This is a genomic window from Bradyrhizobium murdochi (assembly GCF_000472965.1).
Taxonomy (GTDB): domain Bacteria; phylum Pseudomonadota; class Alphaproteobacteria; order Rhizobiales; family Xanthobacteraceae; genus Bradyrhizobium; species Bradyrhizobium murdochi.
Genome location: NZ_AXAU01000005.1, coordinates 342,501 through 367,906, shown reverse-complemented (window position 1 = coordinate 367,906; position 25,406 = coordinate 342,501). Strand labels below are relative to the sequence as shown.

General features: G+C 62.6%; 25 protein-coding genes, 1 tRNA gene and 1 pseudogene (1 of these 27 only partly in view). 17 read left to right on the top strand and 10 right to left on the bottom strand.

Annotated features, from left to right (window positions below; genetic code table 11):
- Positions 1–168: 168 nt before the first annotated feature.
- The 4 genes from YUO_RS47755 to YUO_RS48475 all read right to left on the bottom strand — a co-directional run bounded on the left by YUO_RS47755 (position 169) and on the right by YUO_RS48475 (position 2,454).
- The gene (locus YUO_RS47755) at positions 169–453 is read right to left on the bottom strand and encodes a hypothetical protein (protein WP_028348244.1); all 285 of its coding nucleotides are present in this window, start codon (positions 451–453) and stop codon (positions 169–171) included.
- A 13-nt stretch (positions 454–466) separates the two neighbouring features.
- Positions 467–1,126 carry a uracil-DNA glycosylase gene (locus YUO_RS47750; RefSeq protein ID WP_051379466.1) on the bottom strand — a complete coding sequence of 220 codons (660 nt, stop codon included), beginning with the start codon at positions 1,124–1,126 and terminating at the stop codon, positions 467–469.
- A gap of 45 nt (positions 1,127–1,171) precedes the next feature.
- Positions 1,172–1,999 carry a universal stress protein gene (locus YUO_RS0116355; protein ID WP_028348243.1) on the bottom strand — a complete coding sequence of 276 codons (828 nt, stop codon included), beginning with the start codon at positions 1,997–1,999 and terminating at the stop codon, positions 1,172–1,174.
- Positions 2,000–2,193: 194 nt separating this feature from the next.
- Positions 2,194–2,454 carry a DUF4167 domain-containing protein gene (locus YUO_RS48475; RefSeq protein ID WP_083754600.1) on the bottom strand — a complete coding sequence of 87 codons (261 nt, stop codon included), beginning with the start codon at positions 2,452–2,454 and terminating at the stop codon, positions 2,194–2,196.
- A 625-nt stretch (positions 2,455–3,079) separates the two neighbouring features.
- On the opposite strand from YUO_RS48475, the gene YUO_RS46240 reads away from it, so the two are divergent.
- From YUO_RS46240 to YUO_RS40890, 3 genes are all read left to right on the top strand, one after another.
- Positions 3,080–3,430, top strand: a complete 351-nt coding sequence (locus YUO_RS46240) for a hypothetical protein (RefSeq protein ID WP_156908643.1) — start codon at positions 3,080–3,082, stop codon at positions 3,428–3,430.
- A gap of 209 nt (positions 3,431–3,639) precedes the next feature.
- Positions 3,640–5,925, top strand: coding sequence for a TonB-dependent receptor (locus tag YUO_RS0116345; protein WP_083754599.1), 2,286 nt, complete (start codon positions 3,640–3,642; stop codon positions 5,923–5,925).
- A 22-nt stretch (positions 5,926–5,947) separates the two neighbouring features.
- Positions 5,948–7,132 carry a PepSY-associated TM helix domain-containing protein gene (locus YUO_RS40890; RefSeq protein ID WP_235782725.1) on the top strand — a complete coding sequence of 395 codons (1,185 nt, stop codon included), beginning with the start codon at positions 5,948–5,950 and terminating at the stop codon, positions 7,130–7,132.
- Between the two features lie 118 nt (positions 7,133–7,250).
- Here the strand turns inward: YUO_RS40890 and YUO_RS0116335 are convergent.
- Positions 7,251–7,327, bottom strand: a tRNA-Met gene (locus YUO_RS0116335).
- Between the two features lie 341 nt (positions 7,328–7,668).
- Between YUO_RS0116335 and YUO_RS0116330 the strand changes: the two genes are divergently transcribed.
- From YUO_RS0116330 to YUO_RS0116320, 3 genes are all read left to right on the top strand, one after another.
- Positions 7,669–9,276: a GMC family oxidoreductase gene (locus YUO_RS0116330; protein ID WP_028348241.1), complete on the top strand. Its 1,608-nt coding sequence runs from the start codon at positions 7,669–7,671 to the stop codon at positions 9,274–9,276.
- A gap of 238 nt (positions 9,277–9,514) precedes the next feature.
- A complete protein-coding gene (locus YUO_RS0116325; protein ID WP_028348240.1) occupies positions 9,515–10,300 on the top strand; it encodes an SDR family oxidoreductase in 786 nt (261 codons plus the stop codon).
- Entirely contained in the window at positions 10,297–11,301 is a 1,005-nt protein-coding gene (locus tag YUO_RS0116320) for an NADPH:quinone reductase (protein ID WP_028348239.1), read from the top strand. Before YUO_RS0116325 ends, YUO_RS0116320 begins: the two co-directional genes overlap by 4 nt.
- On the opposite strand, the gene YUO_RS0116315 is transcribed toward YUO_RS0116320, so the two are convergent.
- Positions 11,264–11,719 carry a DUF3775 domain-containing protein gene (locus YUO_RS0116315; RefSeq protein ID WP_028348238.1) on the bottom strand — a complete coding sequence of 152 codons (456 nt, stop codon included), beginning with the start codon at positions 11,717–11,719 and terminating at the stop codon, positions 11,264–11,266. The genes YUO_RS0116320 and YUO_RS0116315 overlap by 38 nt on opposite strands.
- 117 nt (positions 11,720–11,836) lie before the next feature.
- On the opposite strand from YUO_RS0116315, the gene YUO_RS0116310 reads away from it, so the two are divergent.
- The 5 genes and pseudogenes from YUO_RS0116310 (at position 11,837) to YUO_RS40885 (ending at position 15,768) form a co-directional block, all read left to right on the top strand.
- Positions 11,837–12,685 carry an MBL fold metallo-hydrolase gene (locus YUO_RS0116310; RefSeq protein ID WP_028348237.1) on the top strand — a complete coding sequence of 283 codons (849 nt, stop codon included), beginning with the start codon at positions 11,837–11,839 and terminating at the stop codon, positions 12,683–12,685.
- A 236-nt stretch (positions 12,686–12,921) separates the two neighbouring features.
- Positions 12,922–13,764: a fumarylacetoacetate hydrolase family protein gene (locus YUO_RS0116305; RefSeq protein ID WP_028348236.1), complete on the top strand. Its 843-nt coding sequence runs from the start codon at positions 12,922–12,924 to the stop codon at positions 13,762–13,764.
- 190 nt (positions 13,765–13,954) lie between these two features.
- Entirely contained in the window at positions 13,955–14,569 is a 615-nt protein-coding gene (locus YUO_RS0116300) for a glutathione S-transferase family protein (protein ID WP_028348235.1), read from the top strand.
- Positions 14,570–14,592: 23 nt separating this feature from the next.
- Complete coding sequence (locus tag YUO_RS46235) at positions 14,593–14,901, top strand: hypothetical protein (RefSeq protein WP_156908640.1); 309 nt, start codon at positions 14,593–14,595, stop codon at positions 14,899–14,901.
- Positions 14,898–15,768, top strand: a pseudogene (locus YUO_RS40885) (MBL fold metallo-hydrolase). Before YUO_RS46235 ends, YUO_RS40885 begins: the two are co-directional and overlap by 4 nt.
- A gap of 73 nt (positions 15,769–15,841) precedes the next feature.
- Here the strand turns inward: YUO_RS40885 and YUO_RS0116285 are convergent.
- Positions 15,842–16,384, bottom strand: a complete 543-nt coding sequence (locus tag YUO_RS0116285) for a methylated-DNA--[protein]-cysteine S-methyltransferase (RefSeq protein ID WP_028348233.1) — start codon at positions 16,382–16,384, stop codon at positions 15,842–15,844.
- A 187-nt stretch (positions 16,385–16,571) separates the two neighbouring features.
- On the opposite strand from YUO_RS0116285, the gene YUO_RS0116280 reads away from it, so the two are divergent.
- Positions 16,572–17,396 carry an alpha/beta fold hydrolase gene (locus YUO_RS0116280; RefSeq protein WP_028348232.1) on the top strand — a complete coding sequence of 275 codons (825 nt, stop codon included), beginning with the start codon at positions 16,572–16,574 and terminating at the stop codon, positions 17,394–17,396.
- Between the two features lie 5 nt (positions 17,397–17,401).
- On the top strand, positions 17,402–18,226 hold the full coding sequence (locus tag YUO_RS0116275) for an alpha/beta fold hydrolase (RefSeq protein WP_028348231.1): 825 nt from the start codon (positions 17,402–17,404) through the stop codon (positions 18,224–18,226).
- A 16-nt stretch (positions 18,227–18,242) separates the two neighbouring features.
- On the opposite strand, the gene YUO_RS0116270 is transcribed toward YUO_RS0116275, so the two are convergent.
- Together YUO_RS0116270 and YUO_RS0116265 are read right to left on the bottom strand one after the other, a co-directional pair.
- On the bottom strand, positions 18,243–19,976 hold the full coding sequence (locus tag YUO_RS0116270; RefSeq protein ID WP_028348230.1) for an adenylate/guanylate cyclase domain-containing protein: 1,734 nt from the start codon (positions 19,974–19,976) through the stop codon (positions 18,243–18,245).
- 161 nt (positions 19,977–20,137) lie between these two features.
- Positions 20,138–20,593 carry a carboxymuconolactone decarboxylase family protein gene (locus YUO_RS0116265; RefSeq protein ID WP_028348229.1) on the bottom strand — a complete coding sequence of 152 codons (456 nt, stop codon included), beginning with the start codon at positions 20,591–20,593 and terminating at the stop codon, positions 20,138–20,140.
- 117 nt (positions 20,594–20,710) lie between these two features.
- On the opposite strand from YUO_RS0116265, the gene YUO_RS0116255 reads away from it, so the two are divergent.
- On the top strand, positions 20,711–21,568 hold the full coding sequence (locus tag YUO_RS0116255) for a sigma-70 family RNA polymerase sigma factor (protein WP_028348228.1): 858 nt from the start codon (positions 20,711–20,713) through the stop codon (positions 21,566–21,568).
- On the opposite strand, the gene YUO_RS0116250 is transcribed toward YUO_RS0116255, so the two are convergent.
- Entirely contained in the window at positions 21,561–22,382 is an 822-nt protein-coding gene (locus tag YUO_RS0116250; protein WP_035726800.1) for a class I SAM-dependent methyltransferase, read from the bottom strand. The two genes, YUO_RS0116255 and YUO_RS0116250, sit on opposite strands and share 8 nt — an antisense overlap.
- 143 nt (positions 22,383–22,525) lie before the next feature.
- On the opposite strand from YUO_RS0116250, the gene YUO_RS0116245 reads away from it, so the two are divergent.
- The 3 genes from YUO_RS0116245 to YUO_RS0116235 all read left to right on the top strand — a co-directional run.
- A complete protein-coding gene (locus YUO_RS0116245) occupies positions 22,526–23,200 on the top strand; it encodes a GntR family transcriptional regulator (RefSeq protein ID WP_028348226.1) in 675 nt (224 codons plus the stop codon).
- A gap of 133 nt (positions 23,201–23,333) precedes the next feature.
- A complete protein-coding gene (locus YUO_RS0116240) occupies positions 23,334–24,134 on the top strand; it encodes a phytanoyl-CoA dioxygenase family protein (protein WP_028348225.1) in 801 nt (266 codons plus the stop codon).
- A gap of 171 nt (positions 24,135–24,305) precedes the next feature.
- A protein-coding gene (locus tag YUO_RS0116235) for an NAD(P)H-dependent oxidoreductase (RefSeq protein WP_028348224.1) crosses the window boundary here: on the top strand, positions 24,306–25,406 show its 5' portion. 207 nt of this gene lie beyond the right edge of the window; only the first 1,101 of its 1,308 coding nucleotides appear in the window; it begins with the start codon at positions 24,306–24,308; the stop codon falls past the right edge of the window.

Below are 25,406 nucleotides of genomic sequence, written 5' to 3'. Positions count from 1 at the left end.
GGTCTCCGATTGACTTCCCTGCCTTGAAATCCCTTGCCGCAGCATGTCTGACCACCTCGCTGAAAATGAACGGATCGCGGCCTGCGCTGTTCAGAACGGCGCTGCATTTTCAGCGCGCAGCCGGAGCTCTGCGCCGGACTGGCGAACGGCCCGCTGGCGTCGACGATGTCATCGGCGAACTGCAGGAATACAAGACGTGTGAGATGATCGGTACCGTCGCGGCCTGCGACGCAGGTCGTTCACCACCAGTTGGTCGTCGACAGTCGAGATGTCGTAGTCACGCACATTGCCGGAAAAATTCGCGGTATCGACGCCCTCTCCACCCTCGATGATGTCGTCGCCGGCACCGGCCGTGATGAGATCGTTACCCGCTCCGCCATCGATCACGTCGTTGTTCGTCGCCGCGCGGGAAAGCCAATCCTGGTGCCAAGATGCAATCGAACTCAGGCCCATAAGCGCAACCCGCTTAAACAGCCTTCGAACCCTCGGGAGAATGCTGCCTGCTTCGAGCGCTATTTGAGTACATTGCCGATACTTTCCAAGCTCGGCGCAGATCCGCGACCATCTTGCGCCAAGCGTCGCCGCTCGACCCGCCGAAGCGGCGGACGTAAGCCGGGTGAAAAGTGATTTGCAGGGGGCGGCCATCAAATTGGAGCTTTGCTTTGCGCGACGCTTGGATCGAACGCGACGCCCTGAACAGGCGAGCCGCCGTGCTGCCGAGCGCAACGACTACGCGCGGCTTGGAGCGCCGGATGTCCATCAGCACCGCGGCGCCGTAATGATTGATTTCCTCGATAGTTGGAGCGCGATTGCGCGGCTTGGATTTTTTCGTGTGTTCTATAGGCCGAAATGGCATCACGTTGGCCAAACGCAGTTGTCTGAGGTCGATCCCAGCCTGCTCAAGCAATTTGCGCAACGCGCAGCCAGCCGGCCCGACAAAGGGCCTGCCCTGCTCAGCTTCTTCGGCGCCAGGAGCCTCGCCAACCAAGTATAGCCGCGGTTGCCGGAAGAGACCCTCGGGCGCAACCCGGCGCTGATCGAGTCGCTTGTTGGCAGCGCTTGTCTCGGCCATCGGTGCCTGCACTTGCCAAAGCTTGGTAACGCGAATGTCGTCCGGCCATTTCATTTTGCTTTTTGCGAGTGACGACGTAGGCGTTCCCAAACGGAGCCTTTAATGCGACATCAGTACCGGAACGGTCATCGTGTCGAGAATGCCGCGCGTCACGCCCCCGAGGAAGAACTCGCGCAGCCGCGAATGGCCGAACCCGCCCATGACGATAAGGTCGGCTGATAGATCTGCCGCGTGCGACAGGATTACGTTTGTGACATCGGCCCCATCGGCGGTGAGCGCTTTGGTACTGGTATTCAAGTCGTGGCGCGCCAAGTGTCTGCCAACCGCCGCCAGGGATTCTTCGGCTTCCCGACGCCTATTGCCTACGTTGATCACCTCGATCGACTTCGCGCGCTCCAATAGCGGCATTGAGTCCGCGAGCGCCCGCGCGGCAGTGCGGCTTCCGTCCCAGCAGACGAGAATGCAGCCGAGCTTGATGCCGTCCTTTTGGATACTGGGTACGACGACGATAGGCCGTCCGGATTCAAACATCGCTGCTTCAGCGGCAAGACCCGTGGAGGTCGTCACTCCGGGCTCGGTCTGCGCAACGATTGCAAGATCGAACGTCCGAGCAATACGGCCAAACGTCCTTGGAATTCCTTCAATGCTGGTCTCGACCATCTGCGCTTCGGCAGGAAGATGAGCCTGCGCCGCAGCCTGTTTGAATCTTTCGATGGCCCCGTTTGCCGCCCTGGCGCTCTCTTCGCGCAGGGACTCGATTAGGTCGGCCGGAACAGCCTCCATGCCGCCGGCCACAATCGCTGGGGAGTGACACATTGCGATCCCTGCAATCTGGGCGTCGAACATCCTGGCGACGGATATCGCGTACGCTGCTGCAGGATCGCGAGAGTTACCGGTCGCCAAGTTGACGACAATATCCCGAATCACGGCCAGCCTCCTCATGATGAGCTGCCCCCTTGTGGGCAAAGGGCTTGCGAGTTCGTTCGTGCAAAACGGCCGCTTCAAAATGAAGAACTCCGGGCGGCCCGCAATAGTTCCGAGCGCAAAGGCCAGTGGAGCGGTCCCGCCGAGAGCAGAACACGTCCGTCCTCAGGTTTCGCGATTGTAGAAGGATTGCTCCATCATCCGCTGTGTCCCAGCCGCTGCTTGGGCAAGTTTGCCGGCTGCGGCGAGAGCCGCCCACCGTGCGCCTCTTCGTGCATCGACCGCAAATAGTGCTCGGCGTGCTGAAGATAATTTTCCGCTGCGATCAGATCTCCCTTCAGCGCTTCAGCGCGAGCCAAATCTACGTAGCGCTCGTAATTCCTTTGTGCGCTCTGAGACTGCCTCGGGGGGCGGGTCCTGACGACTTTGCTTTTCCGTGACTGTGTTCTTCTCGCCATTGTGGTAGCTGTAAAATTGATCTTCTGCGCAAGGCTATCGCCGACGACGTGTTCGGGTCCGGGCTGCCTTTTTGGCTGCCGCAGAGCGCTGCGCCGGACCTTTGGTCTTTACGGCCTTCCGAGCCGCCGCTGCGCGGGCCGAGGCGGAGCGACGCGAGGCGGCGCTTCGTGCTTGTTTCGACAGTGCCGCGCGCGACGCCGTGCTGCGTGGTTCACGCTTGAGAGTCTGCGATACAGCACGTGAAACGCGCGGCCGGCGTCGGGTCTTTCGCTTGCCTTGGCCCGCCTCATAGGCGTATTCGGCGCTTTTGCGGGTCCTTGCCTTGGCCTTGCCTTTTGCCGGCGGACGAAGCGGAACGCCCGCGCGCCGTGCCTTGGATAGGCCGATTGCAATCGCCTGCTGTGGCGATCTCGCTCCATGTTGGCCGCGGCGGACTTTCCGAATCTCCTCGTGCACAAACTCGCCCGCCTGGGTGGTTGGCGATTTGCCCGCGCGTTTGTCCCGCCTGGCCTTCTGCACTGTTCTTCGCTCTGGCATGATCGTCTCCAGTTAGTGGTGCCTCGCCCCACGAAACGGCTTTGCCAGTGGCCGTTCTCTCAAGAAACTAACGTCCGACCACGGGAAATGGTCCCGCAGGCGGAAGCTCTGACCGAAGCGCTCAACGGGTCGAAAGCGACAAAAGCTGAGCGAAGCCTGATCGAACGGATTGTTCAGCGCTCTGGGCTCACGCGGGAAACGTTCTCCTTCAGTTCCATCGCGGGAACATTCACCGCTAAACGTCAGGCTTCGCGGCGAGGGATCGGCGCGCTGCGCTGCTGCACCGAACTTGATCCGCTCGAAGCTCGGCATCGAGCCGTGTCTACCCAGATCGTCTGGCGAGTTGTGACGAGTCGGCATTCAAAAGATCCAAACCACTGCGAGCACTCCTGGCGCAGCGCTATGCTCAAGTTGTTGCCGAGGCTTGGCGTGCGCTGAGGGCTGGGATCGCCAGTGCGTATCCCGCCGGCGTTGTGACTGCGTGTTCAGGATACGCCTAGCGAGAATCATCGCCGTCTCTGGTCGATAAAAATACAACATCCAACAAAAACGAATGCTCTTTTGAAGGCTTCTAACGCCCGAGACATGTCTGCTTGCCAAACGATTCAGTAAGAGGCCGCCACGATGACGATCAAATCGGGGTGAGGATGAATCTTTCGACGAAGAAGCTCTACTGTGCCGTTTGTTGTGGCACAGCGAGTTACCTGGCACTGTCCTTTCAATTAGTGCAAGAAGTTCACGCAAGAGAACCAGTCTCCTTACCTGCCGTCACGATTGACTCACCAAAACGTCAAGCCGTACGACGTCTACAGCCTCAGCAGGGCGCAAGGAGCGCGCGCGTCGTTGCTCCGCGCGCTGCGGCTCCAGCGAGACAGCGCGAGGCTGTCCCATATCTCACGCCTTCGACCGGCACCATTGGTCAGCCGCCGGCTCCCTATGCGGGCGGCCAGGTCGGGACCACCACACGCGTCGGCATGTTGGGCAATCGCAATGTCTTCGATACGCCGTTCAACACGACGGGTTACACGGACAAGCTCATCCGCGACCAGCAAGCCAACACCATCACCGACGTCACCGACAACGATCCCTCGGTGCGCACGAACTCTCCACGCTACAGCGGACTCGACGGATTCTTGATCCGCGGCTTTCCGGTATTCGCAAGCGACATCGCGTTCGACGGCCTCTACGGCATCACCGATACGCGCCGCCCTGCCCTTGAACCCATCGAGCGCGTGGAGATCCTCAAGGGACCAAGCGCCCTGCTGTATGGGATTTCGCCGTTTGGAAACATTGGCGGCACAATCAACCTCATTCCGAAACGCGCCACCGACGATCCGATCACGCGATGGACGACGGGCTTCGTGTCCAACGGAAATGTTGGGTCGGCGATCGATTTCGGCCGGCGCTTTGGCGCCAACAAAGAATGGGGCGTTCGCGTCAATGGCGCATATCGCGATGGCCGGACGCCGATCGACTTCCAGACGGATGGGTTCGGCGTCGGCGCGGTTGCTCTCGACTACCGTGGCGAGCGGTTCCGGGCCACCGTCGATTTCGGTTACCAGCAGCGGGACCTCAACGCACCCACGCGCGTGCGGCAAGTGGACCTGGGCTTTCCCATCCCGGCTTCGCCCTCGCTGACGATCAACCAGCAGCAGCCGTGGGAATACTACAATTCCAACCATCGATACGCTGCGGCCCGCGCCGAATATGACCTCAACGATTTCTGGACGCTGTATGGAGCTTACGGTCGCAGCCGATCCAAGGAGATCTTCTTCGGTGGAACTCTGCGCATCACGAACGCACTGGGCAGGTTCACGTCACAGCCGGCCCTCACCGTGCAGGATTTCGATCGCGAGACTGGGGAGATCGGGCTACGCGGCCGTTTCGCCACGGGCGCGGTGAAACATTCTACCGTGCTTGCGGCAACCGGGCTGTGGCAAGACAGCGGAACTGCCACGACCAATGTCGGACCATCGATCACGTCGAACCTCTATAACCCGGTTTACGTGGCTCCGCGTAGCGCGGCGGGCTTGTCGCACAACGCTCCACTTTCAGCGCGGCGCATCAATCAAAGCGTCGCGATCGCGGATACGATGTCGATCCTCGATGATCGCGTGCTTCTCACCTTGGGCGGGCGCTGGCAGGGCATCGACGTCACCAACTTCAACACGACCACGGGTGCCGTGACCTCACGCCCGCAGAACGAGGCGGTCACCCCTGCCGTGGCTCTCGTCGTGAAGCCAATCAGCAACCTGTCGCTCTACGGCAACTACATCGAAGGCCTGACGTCGGGTGGAACAGCGCCGACCAGTGCCGATAATCGAGGTCAAGTCTTTCCTGCGATCGTAACCAAGCAGATCGAGGTCGGCGCCAAGTACGACTTCGGGATCTTGGGAGTTACTGTGGCGGCGTTTGAGATCACGCAGCCCAACGGCATCACCGATCCGACGACCAATATCTTCTCGGTGGACGGCGAGCAGCGCAATCGTGGATTGGAGTTCAACACCTTCGGCGAGGTCGCCCCGGGAATGCGCCTGCTCGGTGGCGTGGCCTTCCTCGATGGCGTGCAGACCAAGACGACTGGCGGCCGCTTCGACGGCAAAACCGCGGTCGGCGTTCCGGACATTCAATTCAACCTCTATGGCGAATACGATCTGCCCTTCTGGCGGACATCGGGAGTGGCAACCCTGACTGCGCGCGTCATTTACACCTCGCCGCAATATTACGATCAGGGGAACACGCAGCAGATCCCGGACTGGGTTCGGACCGACATCGGAGCACGCTACGTTACCAAGATTGACGGCAGGCCACTGACGTTGCGCGCGGCAGTCGAAAACGTCTTTGGTCTGGACTACTGGGCGACGACGGGACGTGGCTTCTTGACTCCGGGCACACCGCGCACCTACCGGCTCTCGGCGAGCATCGACTTTTGAGGCGCCGTGAGACAGTGACGTTGTGAACGACCTTTCAGGAGCCAAAGCAGCAGCCGCCTGGACGCCCACAAAGGCGCCCCGGCTGCGCGTTGCGCTGGTCTGGCTCCACCGTTGGATTGGCCTCAGCCTGGGGCTCCTCCTCGTGGCGATCGGGCTCACGGGCAGCTTCATCGTCTTTTATCGCGAGATCGATGCGGCATTGAATCCGAGCCTGTACACCCCGGCCGGACCTCAGCACGGTCTCGAGGCCGCCGAGGTCATGCGGATTGCGGCCACGGTGGATCCGGCGCCGATCCGATCCATTATTGCACCTGACCGGACTTGGCCGGTCTGGGTCGTCATGCACTCCCACCCGACGGAGAACGGTCGGTACCCGAGCCTCTGGACCACCATGATCGATCCCTCGAACGGGAAGGTGCTGGGCCGGCGCGACTACACGAACTGCTTCGCATTCACCGTCTATCGCGTGCACTACAATCTGCTGCTCCATGACTGGTGGGGCCACGAGCTTGTCGGGGTGATGGGCTTCGTGCTGCTCGGGATGGCTTTCTCGGGCCTATATCTGTGGTGGCCGAAGCGAGGCCGGTTCTGGCGCTCGGTCTCGATCCGCAGGCACGTGTCGCCGCAACGCTTTATGCTCGATCTGCACAACACCGCAGGCTTTTGGAGCCTGGCGTTGCTTGCTCTGATCTCCGTTACGGGTATCGGTATCGTGTTTCCCGGTGTCATCCGCCCGGTAGTCGGCCTGGTCTCGACGGCCACTCCTTATCCGTCGCCGACCATCAAGCCTTCACCGCCAAGCGGAGCCGCGCGATTGTCTGCTGATGCGATCATTCTGGCGGCGCGCGCCGCCAAGCCCGGCTACGACATAGCGCAATTGAATCCGCCGAGCGAAAGCCGCAACACCTGGCGTGTCCTGTTGCGCCCGCCGGGCTCCAATCCAGCCCTTCGCACCCGCGGTGCCATCTGGCTCGATCCCTGGACGGGGGCACTCGCACACGACCGCACGCCCGATTCCATGTCACTGGGCGACCGCTATACGACCGAACAGCTCTGGCTCCATAACGGATCGACCTTCGGCTTACTCGGCCGTCTTCTGGTCTTTGCTTCCGGCTTCGTGCCGCTCATTCTGTTCGTCACAAGCTTTCAGGTTTGGCGATCCAAAGCGAGGCACAGGGCAAAAAGGAGCCACGCGCGAAGCTCATGAGCGTGGCCTCGTTCAATGGAGCGAATGAGCTCCGAGCGTGCGCACAAGCGCATGCGAAAGCACCGACGCCGCTCTTCCAAAACGAACGCCGCCAAGTCGTTGACTTGGCGGCGTTATTTGGTTGCGGGGGCAAGATTTGAACTTGCGACCTTCAGGTTATGAGCCTGACGAGCTACCGGGCTGCTCCACCCCGCGTTAAACCGTTGCACTGCCTTCGAAAAACCAGACCCGAAGCGAAGCCGGCCAACGCGTGTTTGCGCCGATCGATCCCGTCCGGAGGCTTCCTGAGAAGGCAACCCGGGCAAGGCCATCGGGTGCGAGGGGTATGTATCAACGTCACCCTGCTTTGGAAAGGGGCAAGAACGAGCTTTTGCAGATTTTATGACAGCAAAAACGAGGGGTTGGAGCGCCAAAACCGACCTCAAAATTGGCCTTTGGAACCGCTCTTGCCATAAACGCCGCAAAAGCGGAGTTTTGCTCCAAAGCCGCGGCTCATCAGGTCGTCGCCAGAACAAAAATCCGGGAGGGGGATGGGCGTGACCGATATCTTCGATTTCGTGGTGGTGGGTGGCGGCTCCGGTGGCTGCACGGTGGCGGGCCGGCTGTCGGAGGATTCGAAGACGTCGGTGGCGCTACTCGATGCCGGCGGCAGGAATGACAATTGGGAGGTCACGACGCCGTTCGCGCTTGTGCTGATGGTCGCAGGCAACGTCAACAACTGGGCCTTCAGCACGGTGCCGCAGAAGGGCCTCAACGGCCGCATCGGCTATCAACCGCGCGGCAAGGGGCTCGGCGGCTCCTCGGCCATCAACGCGATGGTTTATATCCGCGGCCACCGCGCCGACTATGATCGATGGGCCTCGCTCGGCAATACCGGCTGGTCGTTCGCCGACGTGCTGCCCTACTTCAAGCGCGCCGAAGACAATGCCGATTTTGACGGCGAATATCACGGCAAGGGCGGCCCCCTCGCGGTCAACAAGTCGCGCACCGGTAATCCGGTGCAGCAGATTTTTCTGCAGGCCGCGCAGGAAGCGCAGTTTCGCCTGCGCGAGGATTTCAACGCCGACGAGCACGAAGGCCTCGGCATCTATCAACTGACGCAGCGGAACGGCGAACGCTGCAGCGCCGCGCGCGCCTATATCCACCCGCATATGGGACGCCGCGCGAATTTGCGTGTCGAGACCCATGCCCACGCCACACGCCTCCTGTTCGAAGGCAAGCGCGCGGTCGGCGTCGAGTACCGGCAGGGCAAGGAGCTGAAGCAAATTCGCGCCCGGCGCGAGGTGATCCTCTCCGCCGGCGCGTTCCAGACGCCGCATGTTCTGATGCTGTCGGGCATCGGCGACAGTATCGAGCTTGCAAAGCACGGCGTCGCCGCCGTGCATCACCTGCCTGGCGTCGGACAAAACCTGCAGGATCATCCGGATTTCGTGTTCGGCTACATGTCCGACAATCCCCACTTCAACGGCATTTCACTTAAAGCGCTGCCGCGGCTGCTGCGGGCCATCCAACAGTATCGCCGCAAACGCACCGGGCCGATGACATCGAATTTCGCCGAATGCGGCGGCTTCCTGAAAACCCGGCCCGATCTCGACATCCCGGACATCCAGCTTCATTTCGGCATGGCTATGGCCGACGATCATGGCCGCAAGCGCCATCGCGGCACCGGCTTCTCCTGCCACGTCTGCCTGCTGCGGCCGAAGAGCCGCGGCAGCGTTTCGCTGCTCGGCGCCGGTCCGTTTGCGCCGCCGCTGATCGATCCGAATTTCTTTGGCGAGGCGGACGACCTGGAAGCCATGGTCGCCGGCTTCAAGACCACGCGCCGGCTGATGGAGACGCCGGCACTGCGCGCGTTGCAGAAGAAGGAGATGTTCACGGAAGGCGTGCATAGCGATGACGACATCCGCGACGTGTTGCGCGCCCGGGTCGACACCGTCTATCACCCGGTCGGCACTGCCAAGATGGGCGCCAACGATCCCATGGCGGTGGTCGATCCGAAGCTGAAAGTGTACGGCGTCGAAGGATTGCGCGTGGTCGATGCGTCGATCATGCCGACCCTGATCGGCGGCAACACCAATGCACCGACGATCATGATCGGGGAAAAGGCCGCCGACATGATCAGAGCGGAGATGCGCGCGGGTTGATTTTCGTTGTAGCGCCCCTCCGTCATTGCGAGGAGCGAAGCGACGAAGCAATCCATCTATCCGTTATGCCGTGGCATGGATTGCTTCGCTTCGCTCGCAATGACGTGGAGTGAGCCGATTTCCGAGATCGCAATTATGCATTATCAGCACACTCCACGGCTTACCAGCAGTATCCGATTTGGCTAGAGTGGCCGCATCGGACTACAAGAATATCACCTGATGCAACGGGAGAGAAAAAGTGGATCTTGGGATCAAAGGCCGCCGTGCCATCGTCTGCGCATCGAGCAAGGGCTTGGGGCGCGCCTGCGCCGTGGCGCTGGCCAATGAGGGCGTGCACGTCACGTTGACCGCGCGCGGAGCGGAGGCACTGAAGAAGGCGGCCGACGATATCCGCAAGGCCAATCCCGGCGTCACGGTAACCGAGATTGTCGGCGACATCACGACGCCCGCCGGCCGCGAAGCCGTGCTGAAGGCCTGTCCCGAACCGGACATCCTAATCAACAATGCCGGCGGTCCGCCGCCCGGCGATTTCCGCAACTGGACCCGCGATGACTGGATCAAGGCAATCGACGCCAACATGCTGACGCCGATCGAACTGATCAAGGCGACGGTGGACGGCATGATGGCGCGGAAATTTGGCCGCATCGTCAATATCACCTCGGCCGCAGTGAAGGCGCCGATCGAAGTGCTGGGCCTCTCCAACGGCGCCCGCGCTGGCCTCACCGGTTTCGTCGCCGGGATCGCGCGCAAGACCGTGATCAACAACGTCACTATCAATGCGCTACTGCCAGGACCGTTCGACACGGACCGCCTGCGCGGACCGGTGGCGAAGGTCGACGCCGAAAAGCGCGGCATCACCGTGGATCAGTTGCTGGCCGAGCGCGCAAAACTCAATCCCGCCGGGCGGTTCGGCGATCCCGACGAGTTCGGCTATGCCTGCGCCTTCCTGTGCGGCGCCAAGGCCGGCTTCATCACCGGCCAGAACATTTTGCTCGACGGCGGCGCTTTCCCCGGCACGCTATGAAGGCAGTCTGGTACGAGCGAACCGGGCCAGCACAGGAAGTGCTGGCCTATGGCGAGATGCCGGCGCCGGTGGCTGGCCCGGGCGAAGTCCGGGTACGGCTGGAGACGTCCGGCGTCAATCCCGCCGATGTCGGCCGCCGCGGCGGCGGCTACCGGCCGATGGAGTATCCGCGCGTTATTCCAAACAGCGATGGCGCCGGCATCATCGATCAGGTCGGCGACGGCGTCACGCGGCTCAAGATCGGCCAGCGCGTCTGGCTGTTCAACGGCCAGCGCAATGGCCGCGCGTTCGGCACCGCGGCTGAATATATTGCGCTCGCCGAACATCTGGTGACGCCGCTGCCGGATAGTCTCTCGTTTGCCGAAGGCGCTACGCTGGGCATTCCCGGCATGACGGCATGGTGCTGTCTCTATTGTGACGGGCCGATCGTGGGGCAGACGGTGCTCGTCACCGGCGGCGCCGGCGCGGTCGGGCACTATGCCGTGCAGCTCGCCAAATGGGGTGGCGCCAAGGTGATCGCGACCGTCAGTTCGGCAGCCAAGGCCGAGCAGGCACGTCTCGCCGGCGCCGATCTCGTCGTCAACTACAAGACGGAGGACGTTGTTGCGAAGGCGATGGCCTTCACCGGGCAGCGCGGCGTCGACCGCGTCGTCGATGTCGATTTCGGCGGCAATATCGCGACCACGCTGAAACTGATGTGCACCAATTCGACGATTGCGGTCTACGCCACCAACGGCAACCGCACGCCGGTCGTGCCAATGCGCGAATTGATGGAGAAATGCATCGCGGTCCGCGCACTCGTGCTGTTTGCGCTGCCGCCGCCGCTACTGGCGGCAGCGCAAGCCGACATCACGAAATGGCTGTCGGCAGGCCGGCGCATCCATAACGTCGCCGCGCAGTTCGCACTCTCGGACACCGCGCTGGCGCACCTTGCGGTGGAGAAAGGCGACAAGCTGGGCACCGTTATCGTGGATTGCGCTCGTCTTCTTCCCGCTGGCTGACACCGGAGGAATCGGCCGTCGTTCGCTCCTCGTTCCAGCTAAGGCCGAACTCGTCGAGCCCCTGCGCCAGCAAATCTCCAAGCATCGGCTCGCCGAGAAGATAGCGCGCGGTGTCGCGGTCCCGCTGGCCCGCCGCTTCCGCACGTAGATCCTCCCATTCCTCGATGGTGGCGTCGCCGCGCCCCAGTCGCATCAGCGCGACGAGAGCGACCCTCTCGTCCTCGGAAAGCGAGTTGATGAAGCCGGTGATCTCGCTGACGACTGGATCTTTTCCGTTGTCCTGCAGCACGTCGATCATGTCGTCATCGCCCGCGTTCGATCCTGAATCCGGATCGGATGCGCCTTCCTTGACGTCGAATTGCCGGGCCTTCTCGATCAGAAAGCCGATTTTTTCGGGCGAAATAAGGAGTTCTGGCATCGCATGTTCCTCATACGGGCTATGCGATAACGCTGAACGCCGTCGGATGATCCATTGCGCCGGCAGATGGAAACCCGCATCCTTGCCCGAACAATCAGAAACGAGAGGATGCGCCGGATGCACTGGAACGTGGGCAGGGTCAGGATCACGAGAATTGTCGAAATGGAGACTGTCGGCAGCACCCGTTTCATTCTTCCGCTCGCGACCAACGAGGAAATCCGGAAATTGCCTTGGCTGATCCCGCAATTTGCGACCGAGGAAGGCCGGCTGAAAATGTCGATCCATTCGTTCCTGGTCGAGACTCCGTCGCGCCGGATCATCGTCGATACCGGTCTCGGCAACGACAAGCAGGGCCGCAATGTGCCGACCTGGAACAACCGAAAGCATCCGTTCCTCGACATGCTGACAGCGGCGGGCTTCCCGCCCGACAGCATCGATACCGTGCTGTGCACGCACCTGCATGTCGACCATGTCGGCTGGAACACGAAACTCGTCGACGGCAAATGGGTGCCGACCTTCGCCAATGCCCGCTATGTATTCGGCAGAGGCGAATACGAGCACTGGCGCGACCACAGCGATGCGCCGGATAAGCTCGCCGTGTTCGACGATTCCGTGAAGCCGATCGCCGACGCCGGCAACTCCGAGCTCGTCGCCAGCGATGCCAGATTGACGGATGAAATCACGTTGATCCCGACCTCCGGCCACAGTCCCGGCCATATGAGCGTCCACATCAAGTCGGACGGTGAGGAAGCCCTGCTGACGGGGGACGTCGCCCATCATCCGTGCCAGATGGCCCATCTCGACTGGTCCTCGACTGCCGATTCCGATCCCCGGCAATCGGCCGAAACCCGCCGCGAACTATTTTCGCGCTTCGCCGACACGCCCACACTGGTGATAGGCGGGCACTTCAGTGCCGGTCACATCAAGCGCGATGGCGACGCTTTCCGGTTCGTGGCGCTGGGGTGACCTTGAGGCGTCTTTCTTGCCCCTCATGGTGAGAAGGCGCTTGCGCCGTCTCGAACCATGTAGGCCCCAGTCGGGCCACATCCTTCGAGATGGCCGCGCTGCGGCCTCCTCAGGATGAGGGTCTGGTATGTAGCGCTGGGGTCGGGTCGGCAGTTGAATTTCCTGCGCCGCTGTTCCAAGAAGCGTGCCGAGGTATACCACCAATAAGATCTGATAACCCCGCAGGGAGCGATAAAATGAAGCTTGTTCGTTACGGCGCCAAGGGTGCGGAAAAGCCCGGCCTGATCGATAAATCCGGCCAGCTGCGCGATCTTTCCGCCCATGTCAGGGATCTCGACGGGGATGCCTATGCGCCGGCCTCGCTGGCCAAGCTGGCGGCGCTGGATACCTCCAAGCTTCCCGCCGTCGACGGCAAGCAGCGCCTGGGCGCGCCGGTCACCGGCATCTCGAAATTCGTGGCGATCGGTCTGAACTACAGCGACCACGCCAAGGAGACGGGATCGCCGATCCCGACCGAGCCGATCTTCTTCATCAAGGCCAACACCTCGCTGTCGGGCCCGAACGATGCGGTCGAAAAGCCGCGCGGCTCCACCAAGCTCGACTGGGAAGTCGAGATCGCCGCCATCATCGGCACCCGCGCCAAATATGTCTCGGAGGCCGACGCGCTCGACCACATCGCCGGCTATTGCGTCTGCAACGACGTCTCCGAGCGCAATTTCCAGATCGAGCGGCTCGGTCAGTGGACCAAGGGCAAGTCGCACGACACGTTCGGCCCGCTCGGCCCGTGGCTGGTCACCAAGGACGAAATCCCCGACGTGCAGAAGCTGTCGATGTGGCTCGACGTCAACGGCAAGCGCTGCCAGACCGGATCGACCTCGACCATGATCTTCTCGATGGCGAAGTGCATTTCCTATGTCTCGCAGTTCATGACGCTGTTGCCCGGCGACATCGTCACCACCGGCACCCCGCCCGGCGTGGGCCTCGGCATGAAGCCGCCGACCTTCCTCAACGTCGGCGACGTCGTCACGCTCGGCATCGAAGGGCTCGGCGAGCAGCGCCAGGAAATCATTGCGGCCTAGACGTCATACCCCGCCACCGGGTCTCGCCTTCGGCGAGCCCGGCGACAGGCTCTTGCGGGGTATCCAGTACGCCGCGGCATTGGTGAGAAAACCGAACCGCCGCGGCGTACTGGATCATCCGCTTTCGCGGATGATGACATCGAGTGTCATCGCCGCACAAAACAAGAAGAAGCCTCCGAGGAACCCCTCCATGAAACTCACCTTCTCTCCCGCCTCGCCGTTCGCCCGAAAAGTCCGCATCGCCGCGATCGAGACCGGCCTGATCGACAAGATTGAACTCACTCCGGCGACGGTTGCTCCGGGTCAACCCAATGAAGAATACTCGAAGATCACGCCGCTGAAAAAGCTGCCGGTGCTGATCCTCGACAATGGTGACGTCATTCTCGATTCCTATGTCATCGTCGAATATCTCGACGAGCTCGCCGGCGGCGGAAAGCTGATCCCCGCATCCGGGCCTGAGCGGTGGAAGGTGAAGAGCGACCATTCCCTGCTGCAGGGCATGCTCGATTCCATGCTGCTGTGCCGCTACGAAAAGATGGCGAGGCCGGAAGGGCTGCGCTGGGACGCCTGGCACGACGACCATTGGAATCGTGCGTGGGCCGGCATGGCACGGTTCGAGAACAAGCCCGAAGTGCTGTCCGGTCCGTTCAACATTGCGCAGATCGGCCTGGTTTGCGTGCTCGGCTATGCCGACTTCCGCTTTGCCGATTGCGGCTGGCGCAAGGCCTATCCGAAGCTCGACGCTTTCCATCAGAGGATGATGGAACGGCCGTCGGTGAAAATCTCGGTGCCGCCGCCGGCGTAACAACGAGAGGGGGAGACAGCGGCATGCGCGAGGTTGCCAAAGGATCGCAGCGCCTCGGCTTCGCCGCTGTCTTCGCGCTCACGGCGTCTGCTGCCGCCGCGCAGCAGCTCCATCAATTCTCGACGGATCAGCGTAATCTCGCCTGCGGCAGCCCAGCCGCGACTGACGACGGTTGGCTGACTGCTGGCGACCGGCAAATCGTTTCGGTCAAATTGATCGAGCAATCAGTCACGCCACGTTTTCGGGCGATCGGTTATTTCGGCGACCTGCCAACTTCATTATTTCTTACGTCCCGGACAACAACGCACGACAATTCAGCAGGAAAACCATGAGCCTGAAATTCACCGTGGGCGACCTCGCCATTTACCGCATCATCGAGCAGGAAACCACCTTCCTGCCGGCGCTGGAGATGCTGCCGGGGGCTGACACCGGAGGTCCTTGCGGAGAACCGGTCATGGATGCGAGACGCCGGCGCGCTCGACGACAAGGACGTGCTGATCCTCTGCTTCCAGTCTTACGTAGTGAAGACGCCGCACCACACCATCCTGATCGATAGCTGCATCGGCAACGACAAGCCGCGGCCGCAGCGGCCGAAATGGAACATGAAGGCCGACGACACCTATATGCGCGGTCTCGCCGCAGCCGGCTTCTCCGTCGAAGACATCGACTACGTCATGTGCACGCATCTGCATGTCGACCATGTCGGCTGGAACACGCGGCTCGACAATGGCCGCTGGGTGCCGACATTCCCGAAAGCGCGCTACGTGTTCGACAAGACCGAATTCGACTACTGGACCGAGACGCACGCGAAGACGCCGGTGCCGCCATTTGGCGATAGCGTGCTGCCGGTCGTCGAGGCCAAACAGGCCGAAATCGTCCGCAGCGATTTTGCGATCGGCGACCACACCCGCATCCTGCCGACGCCGGGCCATACGCCCGGCCATGTCGCCTTCACCTTCGGCCGCGCTAAGGATGACGCCGTATTCTCGGGCGACCTGATGCATTCGCCGTTGCAGACGCGCTATCCGGAACTATCCGTGAAGTTCGACGTCGACCAGGCGCAGGCGGCGGCGACGCGGCGCGGCTTCCTGGAGCGCTACTGCGACACCGATACCCTGTGCTGCACCGCGCATTTCCCGTCACCTTCGGTTGGGAAGATTCGGCGCGCCGGCAACGGATTCTCCTGCGAGGCGATATGAACTCGAACCCATCCGCTTTCGAGACGCTTTCGTGCTCGCAATCAAATCTAGTTTCATCATGCTTTCCGAGCGCTCAGTCGAACAGGCTCGGCGTGTGGTTCACCGCCGCGCCTTCGATCGCCAGCATCTTGAGCTTCGTCACCACCCCGCCATTGGCGGAGAAGCCGCCGGGCTTGTTGCCCGCCGCGAGCACGCGATGACACGGCACGACGATCGGACAGGGGTTGCGCCCGAGCGCCTGACCGACGTCGCGCGACAGCTCGACGCCGCCCAGCTTCCTGGCGATATCGCCATAGGTCATGGTCTTGCCCGGCGGTATCGTACGCGCGATGTCGTAGACGCCGCGGTTGAATTCGGGGACGCCGTCGAGATCGAGCACGACGTCGGCGAGATCCTTCGGCTTGCCTTCGAGCAGTTCGACGATGCCGTCGATCGCGGCCTGCACCTTTGCGGGCGGCGACGTCTCGATCAGGTCGTCATGGCGCTGCTGCAGGCGAGTGCGGGTCTTCTTCTCGTCGCCCATCGGCAATTGCACCGAGGTAATGCCGCGCTCACCCCAGACGATGCCGCAACGGCCGATCGCGGTGTCGAATATCGCAAAATGGTGCCCGGTCATGACTGGCTCCATATTCTCCTGTTCAATGCCACTAGCTTTCCTCTCAAGCTCAAATCTAGGCTTGGAGATTATTGCTATCCACCCGAATCCCGGGGGAACTTGACGGCATGAACAACTTCCGCTGATCTGGGGCTCCCGCCGACGCCCTTCAATGGCCCTCGCCTGCTTCCAATTCCGCGAGCTTCGTGTGCAAACCCTTCACGTCAACGGCTATGACATGGCCTATCTCGATGTCGGCCACGGCGCCGGCAATGGCCCACCGCTGGTGTGCGTGCATGGCTCGCTGTGCGATTTCCGGATCTGGTCGTCGGTGCTGGGACCGCTGACGCGCAAGCACCGCGTGATCGCGCCGTCGCTCCGGCACTTCTTCCCGGAGCATTGGGACGGCGTCGGCGATACCTATTCGATCGCCCAGCATGTCGACGACGTGATCGGCTTCATCGAAAAGCTGGATGCAAGGCCGGTCGACCTGATGGGCCATTCCCGCGGCGGGCACATCTGCTTTCGCGTCGCGCAGCGCCGGCCTGATCTGCTACGCAAGTTGATCCTGGCCGAGCCCGGCGGCGAACTCGATGCCACGCTCGATCCGGCTTACATGCCCGGCCCCTCGCCGCTGGCCGGAATGATCGCGGCTTCCGCCAAGGTGATCGCCAAGGGCGATATCGACGGCGGCTTGCAGATTTTCATGGATGCGCTGGAAGGTCCCGGCGCCTGGAAGCGCCTGCCGGCGACGCCGAAACAATTGCTGCGCGACAACGCCACGACGCTGATCGGGCAGATGCGCGACCACCGGCCGCCCTTCTCCAAGGCGGATGCGGAGGCAATCAAGACGCCGACGCTGTTTATCGGCGGCGCCAACACCAAAGGTATGCTGCCAAAGGTGCTGAATGCCTTGGCCGCCAACGTCAGGGGATCGCGCGTCGAGATGATCCCGGGGGCCACGCATCCGATGTTCGAACAGGCGCCGCAGAAATATTGCGAAATCGTGCTGTCGTATCTCGCGGAGGATTGATCGCGATGCAGACCTTGAACGTCAACGGCTACGACTTGGCCTATCTCGATGTCGGCCAAGGCGCTGCCAACAACCCGCCGCTGGTTCTCGTGCACGGCACGCTCGGCGATTTCCGCACCTGGAACGCCGTGCTGGGGCCGCTATCGAAACAGCACCGCGTAATCTCGCTGAGCCTGCGGCGGTTCTTTCCGGAACATTGGGACGGCGTCGGCAACGACTATCTGGTGGCGCAGCACGTCGCAGACGTCATCGGATTCATCGAAAAACTCAATGCCGGGCCGGTCGATCTGATCGGCCATTCCCGCGGCGGCCATATCGGATTCCGGGTGGCCCAGGCGCGGGCTGATTTATTGCGCAAGGCCGTCCTTGCTGAACCGGGCGGCGATCTCGAGCCGTCGCTGCAGCCGAGCAGTCCACCTCCTGGCCCCGTGCCGCTGGGCCCGCGCATTCCGATCGCGGCCGAGATGGTGCGAAACGGTGACACTGACGGCGCGCTGGCGCTGTTCGTCGATGGCATCGACGGCGAAGGCGCATGGGCGCGATGGCCGGCGGCGGCGCGGCAGCAATTGCGCGACAATATCCATACGCTGCTCGGCCAGGTCGGCGAAAACCGCCAGCCATTCCTGAAGAGCGAAGCGGAGGCGATCAGGACACCGATGCTGCTGATCGGCGGCGGCGACACCAGGGGCGCGCTGGCGGTGATCTGGCGTGTGCTGGCCGAACACATTCCGGGCGCGCGGACGGCGGTGATCCCGCGCACGCGCCACTGGATGTTCGAACAGGCGCCGCAGGAGTTTTCAGAGATCGTGCTGGATTTCCTGGCGGGGTAGATGCACCGCCGACTTCTTACTTCTGGTCGAGCCGCCACGCACCATCCCAATCGGCGGCCGGCGGATTGAGCTGAAAATTCTCGACACGCCTGGCCAGCGCCGCGGCCGGTCCGTCGCTGGGGACTGCCTCGAGCGCCGCCTGAAAGGCCCGACGCGCGTCGTCCCAGCGGCGCTCCCGATAGGCGGCAAGCCCTTTGGCATATCGCTCACGCAACGCCAATTGCTTCTCGGTGAGCTCGCCCTTGCGCCCCAGGATATCGAACACGGCCTGGGGAACGGTCTGACCGGCAACCACCAGCCGATCGATCTCGCGGGATTCGACTGCATCGCCGGCCGCCGTGATCGCAACCTCCGAAACCAGCGAATGGCTGCCATAGACCTTGTTGGCGTTCTCCAGTCGCGATGCGAGATTAACCGCATCCCCCATCACCGTGTAGCTCATCATGAATTCCGAGCCGATGCTGCCGACCAGCACTTCACCGGTGGCAACGCCAATGCGAACGTCGCAGTCGCTCGGCACGGTGCGTATGCCCAGCAATTCAGGCAACTCCCTGCGCAGCGCCGTACCGCGATCGGCCATCTCGACTGCGGCGAGGCAGGCCAGGCGCGCCTGCTCGCTATGCTCGGTAAAGGGAGGCCCCCAATAGGCCATGATCGCGTCGCCGATATACTTGTCGATGATGCCGCGATGGCTGCGGATCGGCCCTGACATCGTCGATAGATAGTGGTTCATCACCTTGACGAGGCCCTGCGGCGTCATGCCCTCGCTGAGGCTGGTAAAGCCCTGCATGTCGCAGAACAGCACGGTCATCACCCGCCGCTCGCCGGCGCTGGCGGTCAGCGATCGCTGGTCGATCAACCCTTCCACCACGCGCGGATCGACGTAGCGGCCGAAAGTCTCGCGGAGGTGCTCCTTGTGGCGCAGTTGCTCGACCATGTTGTTGAAGGCGGCCGTGAGCTGGCCAATTTCATCGCGCGTGGTGACGTCGATCGATCCGTCGAGCCGGCCGGCCTCGACGGCGCGGGTGCCGTCCAGCAGCCGCCGCACCGGGCGAGTAATGCCGGTGCTGACAAAGAACGCGAACGTCAGTCCGAGAATGGCCGCAAGCATCGTCACGATCGCAGAGATGACAATCGCGCGCTGCTGATCCCGCATCGTCACGGCCGCATCGCTGCGGACCTGCTCCAGCATGTCGTGCCGGATTTCCTCAATCTTGCGATTGAATTCGTCGCGAAGCGCGTCGGTCCGAACAAGGCTGGCCCGTACTTCCGGCATGTTGCCGGCTTCGAGCAGCGGCCACATCCGCTTGCTCTCTTCGTCCAGATAACGGCGAAGGTCGCTCGTTATGGTTTCGATCCGGTTTTCGATCCGTCCGAGCTTGGCGTCGTCGGAGACGGTGGTCGGATCCTCAATGATTGCGATGATCAGGGCGCGGGCAGCCTGCGCCTCCTGGTCGATCTCCCTGCCCTTCGCCTCATAGATGGTTTGCTGATCGGCAAAGGCAGTCTCGTCCGGCGGCGTCTGTATCTTGAGGAATACCGTCCGGCGAGCCACCACCGCCTGCTCCAGCGAGCGGACATTCATCCGCGCCAGATGCCCATATGCTTCAACATACTTTGTCGTCAACTCATCGAGCTGATGCGCAATTTTTCGCGTCATCACCGTCGACAGCGCCGAGATGATCACCATCAGGAAGATCAGCCCGATGGCGATGCCAAGGATTCGCTTGCGGATGGTCGGTCGCAGCATCGAGGTAGGTTCTAAAGCCAAGGACATGTTGGGAAACGGGATGAAGCAGGAAAAGCGAAAGCCCGGCCGATCCGGCCGGGCCTGTTGTTTTAGCGCGCGCCGGTGAATTAAGCACGTTCCGGCGCGTTAAAATTGGCCATAGTTTTGGGATTCCCTTCCCGCTACACCTTCCAGACGCCCACAGGCTGACGTACGGCAACGTTAAGCCTGTTCCAGACATTGATATTGGCGATCGCCAGAATCAACGCCGCGAGCTCCGCCTCGTCGAAACGCTTGTCGACCTCACTCCAGACCTCGTCCGGCACCGGATCGGCGCGGTCGCTGATCCGGGTCAGCGCTTCCGTCAACGCCAGGGCCGCGCGCTCGGCTTCGGTGAAATAGGGCGTGTCGCGCCAGGCCGCCACCGCGAACAGGCGGTCGTCGGTTTCGCCGGCCTTCCTGGCGAGTTTCGGGTGCATGTCGACGCAGACGCTGCAGCCGTTGATCTGGCTGGCCCGCAGGTGCACCAGCTCAAGCAGTTTTTCCGGCAGGCTGTTCTTGGTTAGGTCACCCAGCGCCTGCAGCGCCTTCATGGCGTCGGGAACGACCATGACGGGGTGATTCATTCTGGGTTGCATCATTTGGTGCTCCATATGCTTGTTTCTGTTTTTGACGCGGCGGCGCCGATTTGCTGTCACATCGGCGCGCTTTCGTTCGTCATCACCATGACGGAACGCGACATGGGAATGTGACCGATGGACGAGAAAAAGTTTCTGGCTGAGAAATTCGAGGCCAACCGGCCCCATCTGCGGGCGGTGGCCTACCGCATGCTGGGCTCGACCAGCGAGGTCGACGATGCCGTGCAGGAAACCTGGCTGCGGCTGAGCCGCTCCGATACCAGCGCGGTCGAAAACCTCGGGGGGTGGCTGACCACGGTCGTCGCGCGCGTCTGCCTTGACATGCTGCGCTCGCGCAAATCGCGGCGCGAGGAACCAATGGGTCCGCACGTGCCGGAACCTGTCGCCGATGACCAGCATGGGCGGGACGCAGAGATGGCCGATTCGGTCGGCGCAGCACTGCTGGTGGTGCTGGAGACGCTCGCACCTGCGGAGCGGCTTGCTTTCGTGCTGCACGACATGTTCGCCGTGCCGTTCGAGGAGATCGCGCCCATCGTCGGCCGCACGCCGGCCGCGGCAAGGCAACTGGCCAGCCGCGCCCGTCGCCGGGTGCAGGGCACGCCGCCGCCGGATCCCGACTTCGGCCGGCAGAAAAGCATCGTCGAGGCCTTCATCAAGGCCTCCCGCGAGGGCGACTTCGAAGGGCTGCTCGCGGTGCTCGATCCCGACGTGGTGTTCCGCGCCGATTCCGCCGCGCAGCGACTGGGCTCGTTCGCGGAAATCCGTGGCGCTACTGGGGTGGCTGAAGCCTTCAAGGGACGCGCACAAGCCGCCAAGCCGGCGCTGGTCGACGGTGCATTCGCGCTCGCTGTCATTCTCGGCGGACAACTGCGCATCGTGGTGCGGCTGACGATCAGTGGCGACAGGATATCGGCGGTGGAAGCGGTGGCCGATGCCGAGCGGATCGAACAGTTCGACGTAAACCTGCTTACGTAAGCGGCGTCATCTTTGTTGCGGAGAACACGATCGCCTGAACTGGCATCCGGCCGGGATCGCCGAATTCGCGGCGAAACGCCTGCGCCATCGCGTCGACGATCTGGTCCGGATCGACGCCGCCGCGCGCCTGGACCTGATCGATCAGCGGATTGCCATGGACGGCTGCCCGCGCGAAGGTCGCGACGTCAGGGAGTTCTCTTACCTGACTGATCACGGCAATGCCGATGTCGCCGAAGCCAACCGTGATCAGCATCTCCTTGATCGGATCGATCTGGTGGCAGGAAAACGGCACGTTGTAAAACTGCGGCGGGTCGGTCGCGAAGAATCGGCCCGCCACTTCATGCGCGATCCTACCGAACGGATTGTAGCGGTGAGAGTCCCAAACGCTGAGCACGTAGCGGCCGCCGGGCGCGAGCACACGATAGGCCTCGGAAAAAGATTTTGCCTGGTCCGGAAAGAACATTAGGCCGAACTGGCAAACGATCGCATCGAAGCTTGCATCGGCGAAGGGAAGCGCGACCGCATCGGCCGGCTGGAAGGCAACCTGCTCGCCGGTCTGAAACTTGGCGCGGGCAATATCGAGCATCGGCGGATTGAAATCGGTCGCCGTAAGTTGGGTATCGGCCGGCAACGCATCTCGTAGCTTGCGCGTAACGATGCCGGTGCCGGCCGCTGTCTCCAGGACCCGCGCCGGGCGGCCAGCCGCGACGCGTTGCGCAATGTCAGCGGCATATTCGACAAAAATGACCGGTCCGAGGCCCTGATCGTAGTAATGCGGGATGCTGCCCGTGAAACTCGCGGCATTGTTGTCCATGATCACCCTCCGATCACGCCCCGTCGAAATATAGCCTGCCGGGCGCGCGACAATTGTGAGTCTCCCCACAGCCCCTTGACGCAGCCAGGGCCGGTCGCTAACTTCCGAATTCGGAATTCCGTATTCCAAAAGGACGGCCCGGCATGATCCCCTTGGATCCACTCCCCAACCTGATCGACCAGGTCTATGCCCGGATCCTCGAGGCAATCACCGATCGTTCGTTGCCGCCCGGGCATCGCATCCGGCAGAACGAGCTTGCAGAAAAGCTCGGCGTATCGCGCCAGCCGGTGTCCCATGCGCTGCATCTGCTGCATCGGCAGGGGCTCGTCGCCGAAAGCGGCCGCCGCGGCTTTGAGGTCATCCGGCTCGATCCCGAACGCATTCGCCAGCTCTACGAAGTGCGAGGCGCGATCGACGCGCTGGCAGCCAAGCTCGCGGCTGGGCGGGCGAGAGCCGACGCTTCCGGGCGCGCGCAACTCGAGGCCGCGCTGCAGGCCGGGCGGAGCATCGGCAAAGACACGCCGCTTTCGCGGCTGATCGCCCTCGACGTCGATTTTCACAGCGCCGTCTATCGCCTCGCGGGCAATCCGGCGATCGAGGAAATGATCGCGCCGCAATGGCCGCATATGCGCCGCTCGATGGCGACCGTGCTGGCGGAGCTCGATTACCGCGAGCGCGCCTGGGAAGAGCATGAGGCTATTGCGGCGCAGATTTTCGCCGGCAATGCCAGGACGGCGGAGGCCGCGGCGCTGGCGCATGCGCAGACGGCCGGGCGGATGACTGAGGAGAGACTGAGGGCGACGGATAGGGCGGCGTAGTGCAGGTCCTCATCCTGAGGAGCCGCGAAGCGGCGTCTCGAAGGATGGGTCACGGGCCTCATGGTTCGAGACGCGCGAAGACGCGCTCCTCACCATGAGGGGAGAGAAAACAAAAACCAAAGGAGGAAACACCATGAAACTGACGCCACAGCAGATCGAATTCTTCAACCGCGAAGGCTGGCTGTTCCTGCCCGAGCTATTCAGCCAGGAGGAAGTGGATTATCTCGCCCGCGAAGCCGTCAGCATCTACGACACCAACCGCCCGGAGGTGTGGCGCGAGAAGAGCGGCGCGCCGCGCACCGCCTTTGCCGCGCATCTCTATAACGAGGCGTTCGGCGCTCTCGGCGCGCATCCACGCATGATCGAGCCGATCGAGCAGATCTTCGGCGAGAAGGTCTACATGCATCAATTCAAGATCAACGCCAAAGCCGCCTTCACCGGTGACGTCTGGCAGTGGCATCAGGATTACGGCACCTGGAAGCGCGACGACGGCATGCCGGAGCCGCGCGCGATGAACATCGCGATCTTCCTGGACGAGGTCATGCCGATCAACGGCCCGTTGATGCTGGTGCCGAAGAGCCAGCACGCCGGCGACCTCAAGGCCTCGCATGATCTGGAAACGACGTCCTATCCGCTGTGGACCTTGGATGAGGAGACTGTCACCCGGCTGGTGAAGGAAGGCGGCATCGTCGCCCCCACCGGCAAGGCCGGCGGCATGCTGATGTTCCACGGCAATCTGGTGCACGGATCAAGCGGCAACATCACGCCCTACCCGCGCAAGATCGTCTACCTGACGCTGAATGCAGTCTCGAACTACATTCGCACGCCGACGAGGCCCGACTACATCGCGCATCGCGACTTCACGCCGATCCAGACCGTCGACGATGACGCGCTGCTGCGGCTCGCGCGTGCGCATCGGCAAGCCGCGGAGTGAGGCTCTCGTGCCCCGGACGCAGCGCAGCGCGAAGCGGTGCGCTGCTGAGCCGGGGCCCACTCCCGTCGTATCTCCTTCATGGGTCCCGGCTCTGCGGAGCAGCACTTCCGGACGATGCTTCGCATCGCCTAGGCTGCACCGCGTCCGGGACACGATAACTGGAAACTCTCCATGAACCTCCACCACCTTCTCAACGCCCGCCTGGCGGCCGGCAAGCCGGTTCGCGTCGCGCTGATCGGCGCCGGAAAATTCGGCTCGATGTTCCTGTCGCAGGTGCCGCATACGCCGGGACTCGAAGTGCCCGTCATCATCGACATCAATCGTGATCGGGCCCGCGAAGCCTGCCGCACCGTCGGCTGGGATCAGGCGAGGATCGCGCGGACGGTCTTCACCGACGACGGCGCGCGCGCGATCGCCGACAGCGCAGTGGACGTCGTGGTGGAAGCTACCGGTAACCCGGCCGTCGGCATTAGGCATGCCCGCGCGGCCATTGCGGCGGGCAAGCATGTCGTGATGGTCAATGTCGAGGCCGACGTGCTGGCCGGGCCGCTACTGGCGCAGGAAGCGCGCAGGGCTGGCGTGGTCTATTCGCTGGCCTATGGCGACCAGCCGGCGCTGACGGCGGAGATGGTGGATTGGGCGCGCGCGACGGGCTTTCGCGTCGTCGCCGCCGGCAAGGGCACCAAATACCTCCCCGCCTATCACGACGTGACGCCGGACGGCGTCTGGCAGCATTACGGGCTGACGGCGGGCGAAGCACAATCGGCCGGCATGAATCCGCAGATGTTCAACTCATTCCTGGACGGCACCAAATCCGCGATCGAAATGGCGGCGATCGCCAACGCGACCGGACTGGACGTGCCGTCGGATGGGTTGCTGTTTCCACCTTGCGGCGTCGACGATCTGCCGCATGTGATGCGGCCAAGTGATAAGGGCGGCGTGCTGGAGAAGGCTGGTCTTGCGGAAGTCGTGTCTTCGCTGGAGCGCGACGGCCGTCCTGTATTCAGGGATCTGCGCTGGGGCGTCTATGTCGTGCTGGAGGCGCCGAACGATTACGCTGCCGATTGCTTCAGGCAATATGGGCTGAAGACCGATGCATCAGGCCGATATGCGGCGATGTACAAGCCGTATCATCTGATCGGACTTGAGCTGAATATCTCGATCCTCTCGGCCGCGCTACGCAACGAGCCGACCGGTCAGCCGCATGATTTTCGCGGCGACGTCGCTGCGGTAGCAAAACGCGATCTGCGCGCCGGCGAAATGCTGGACGGC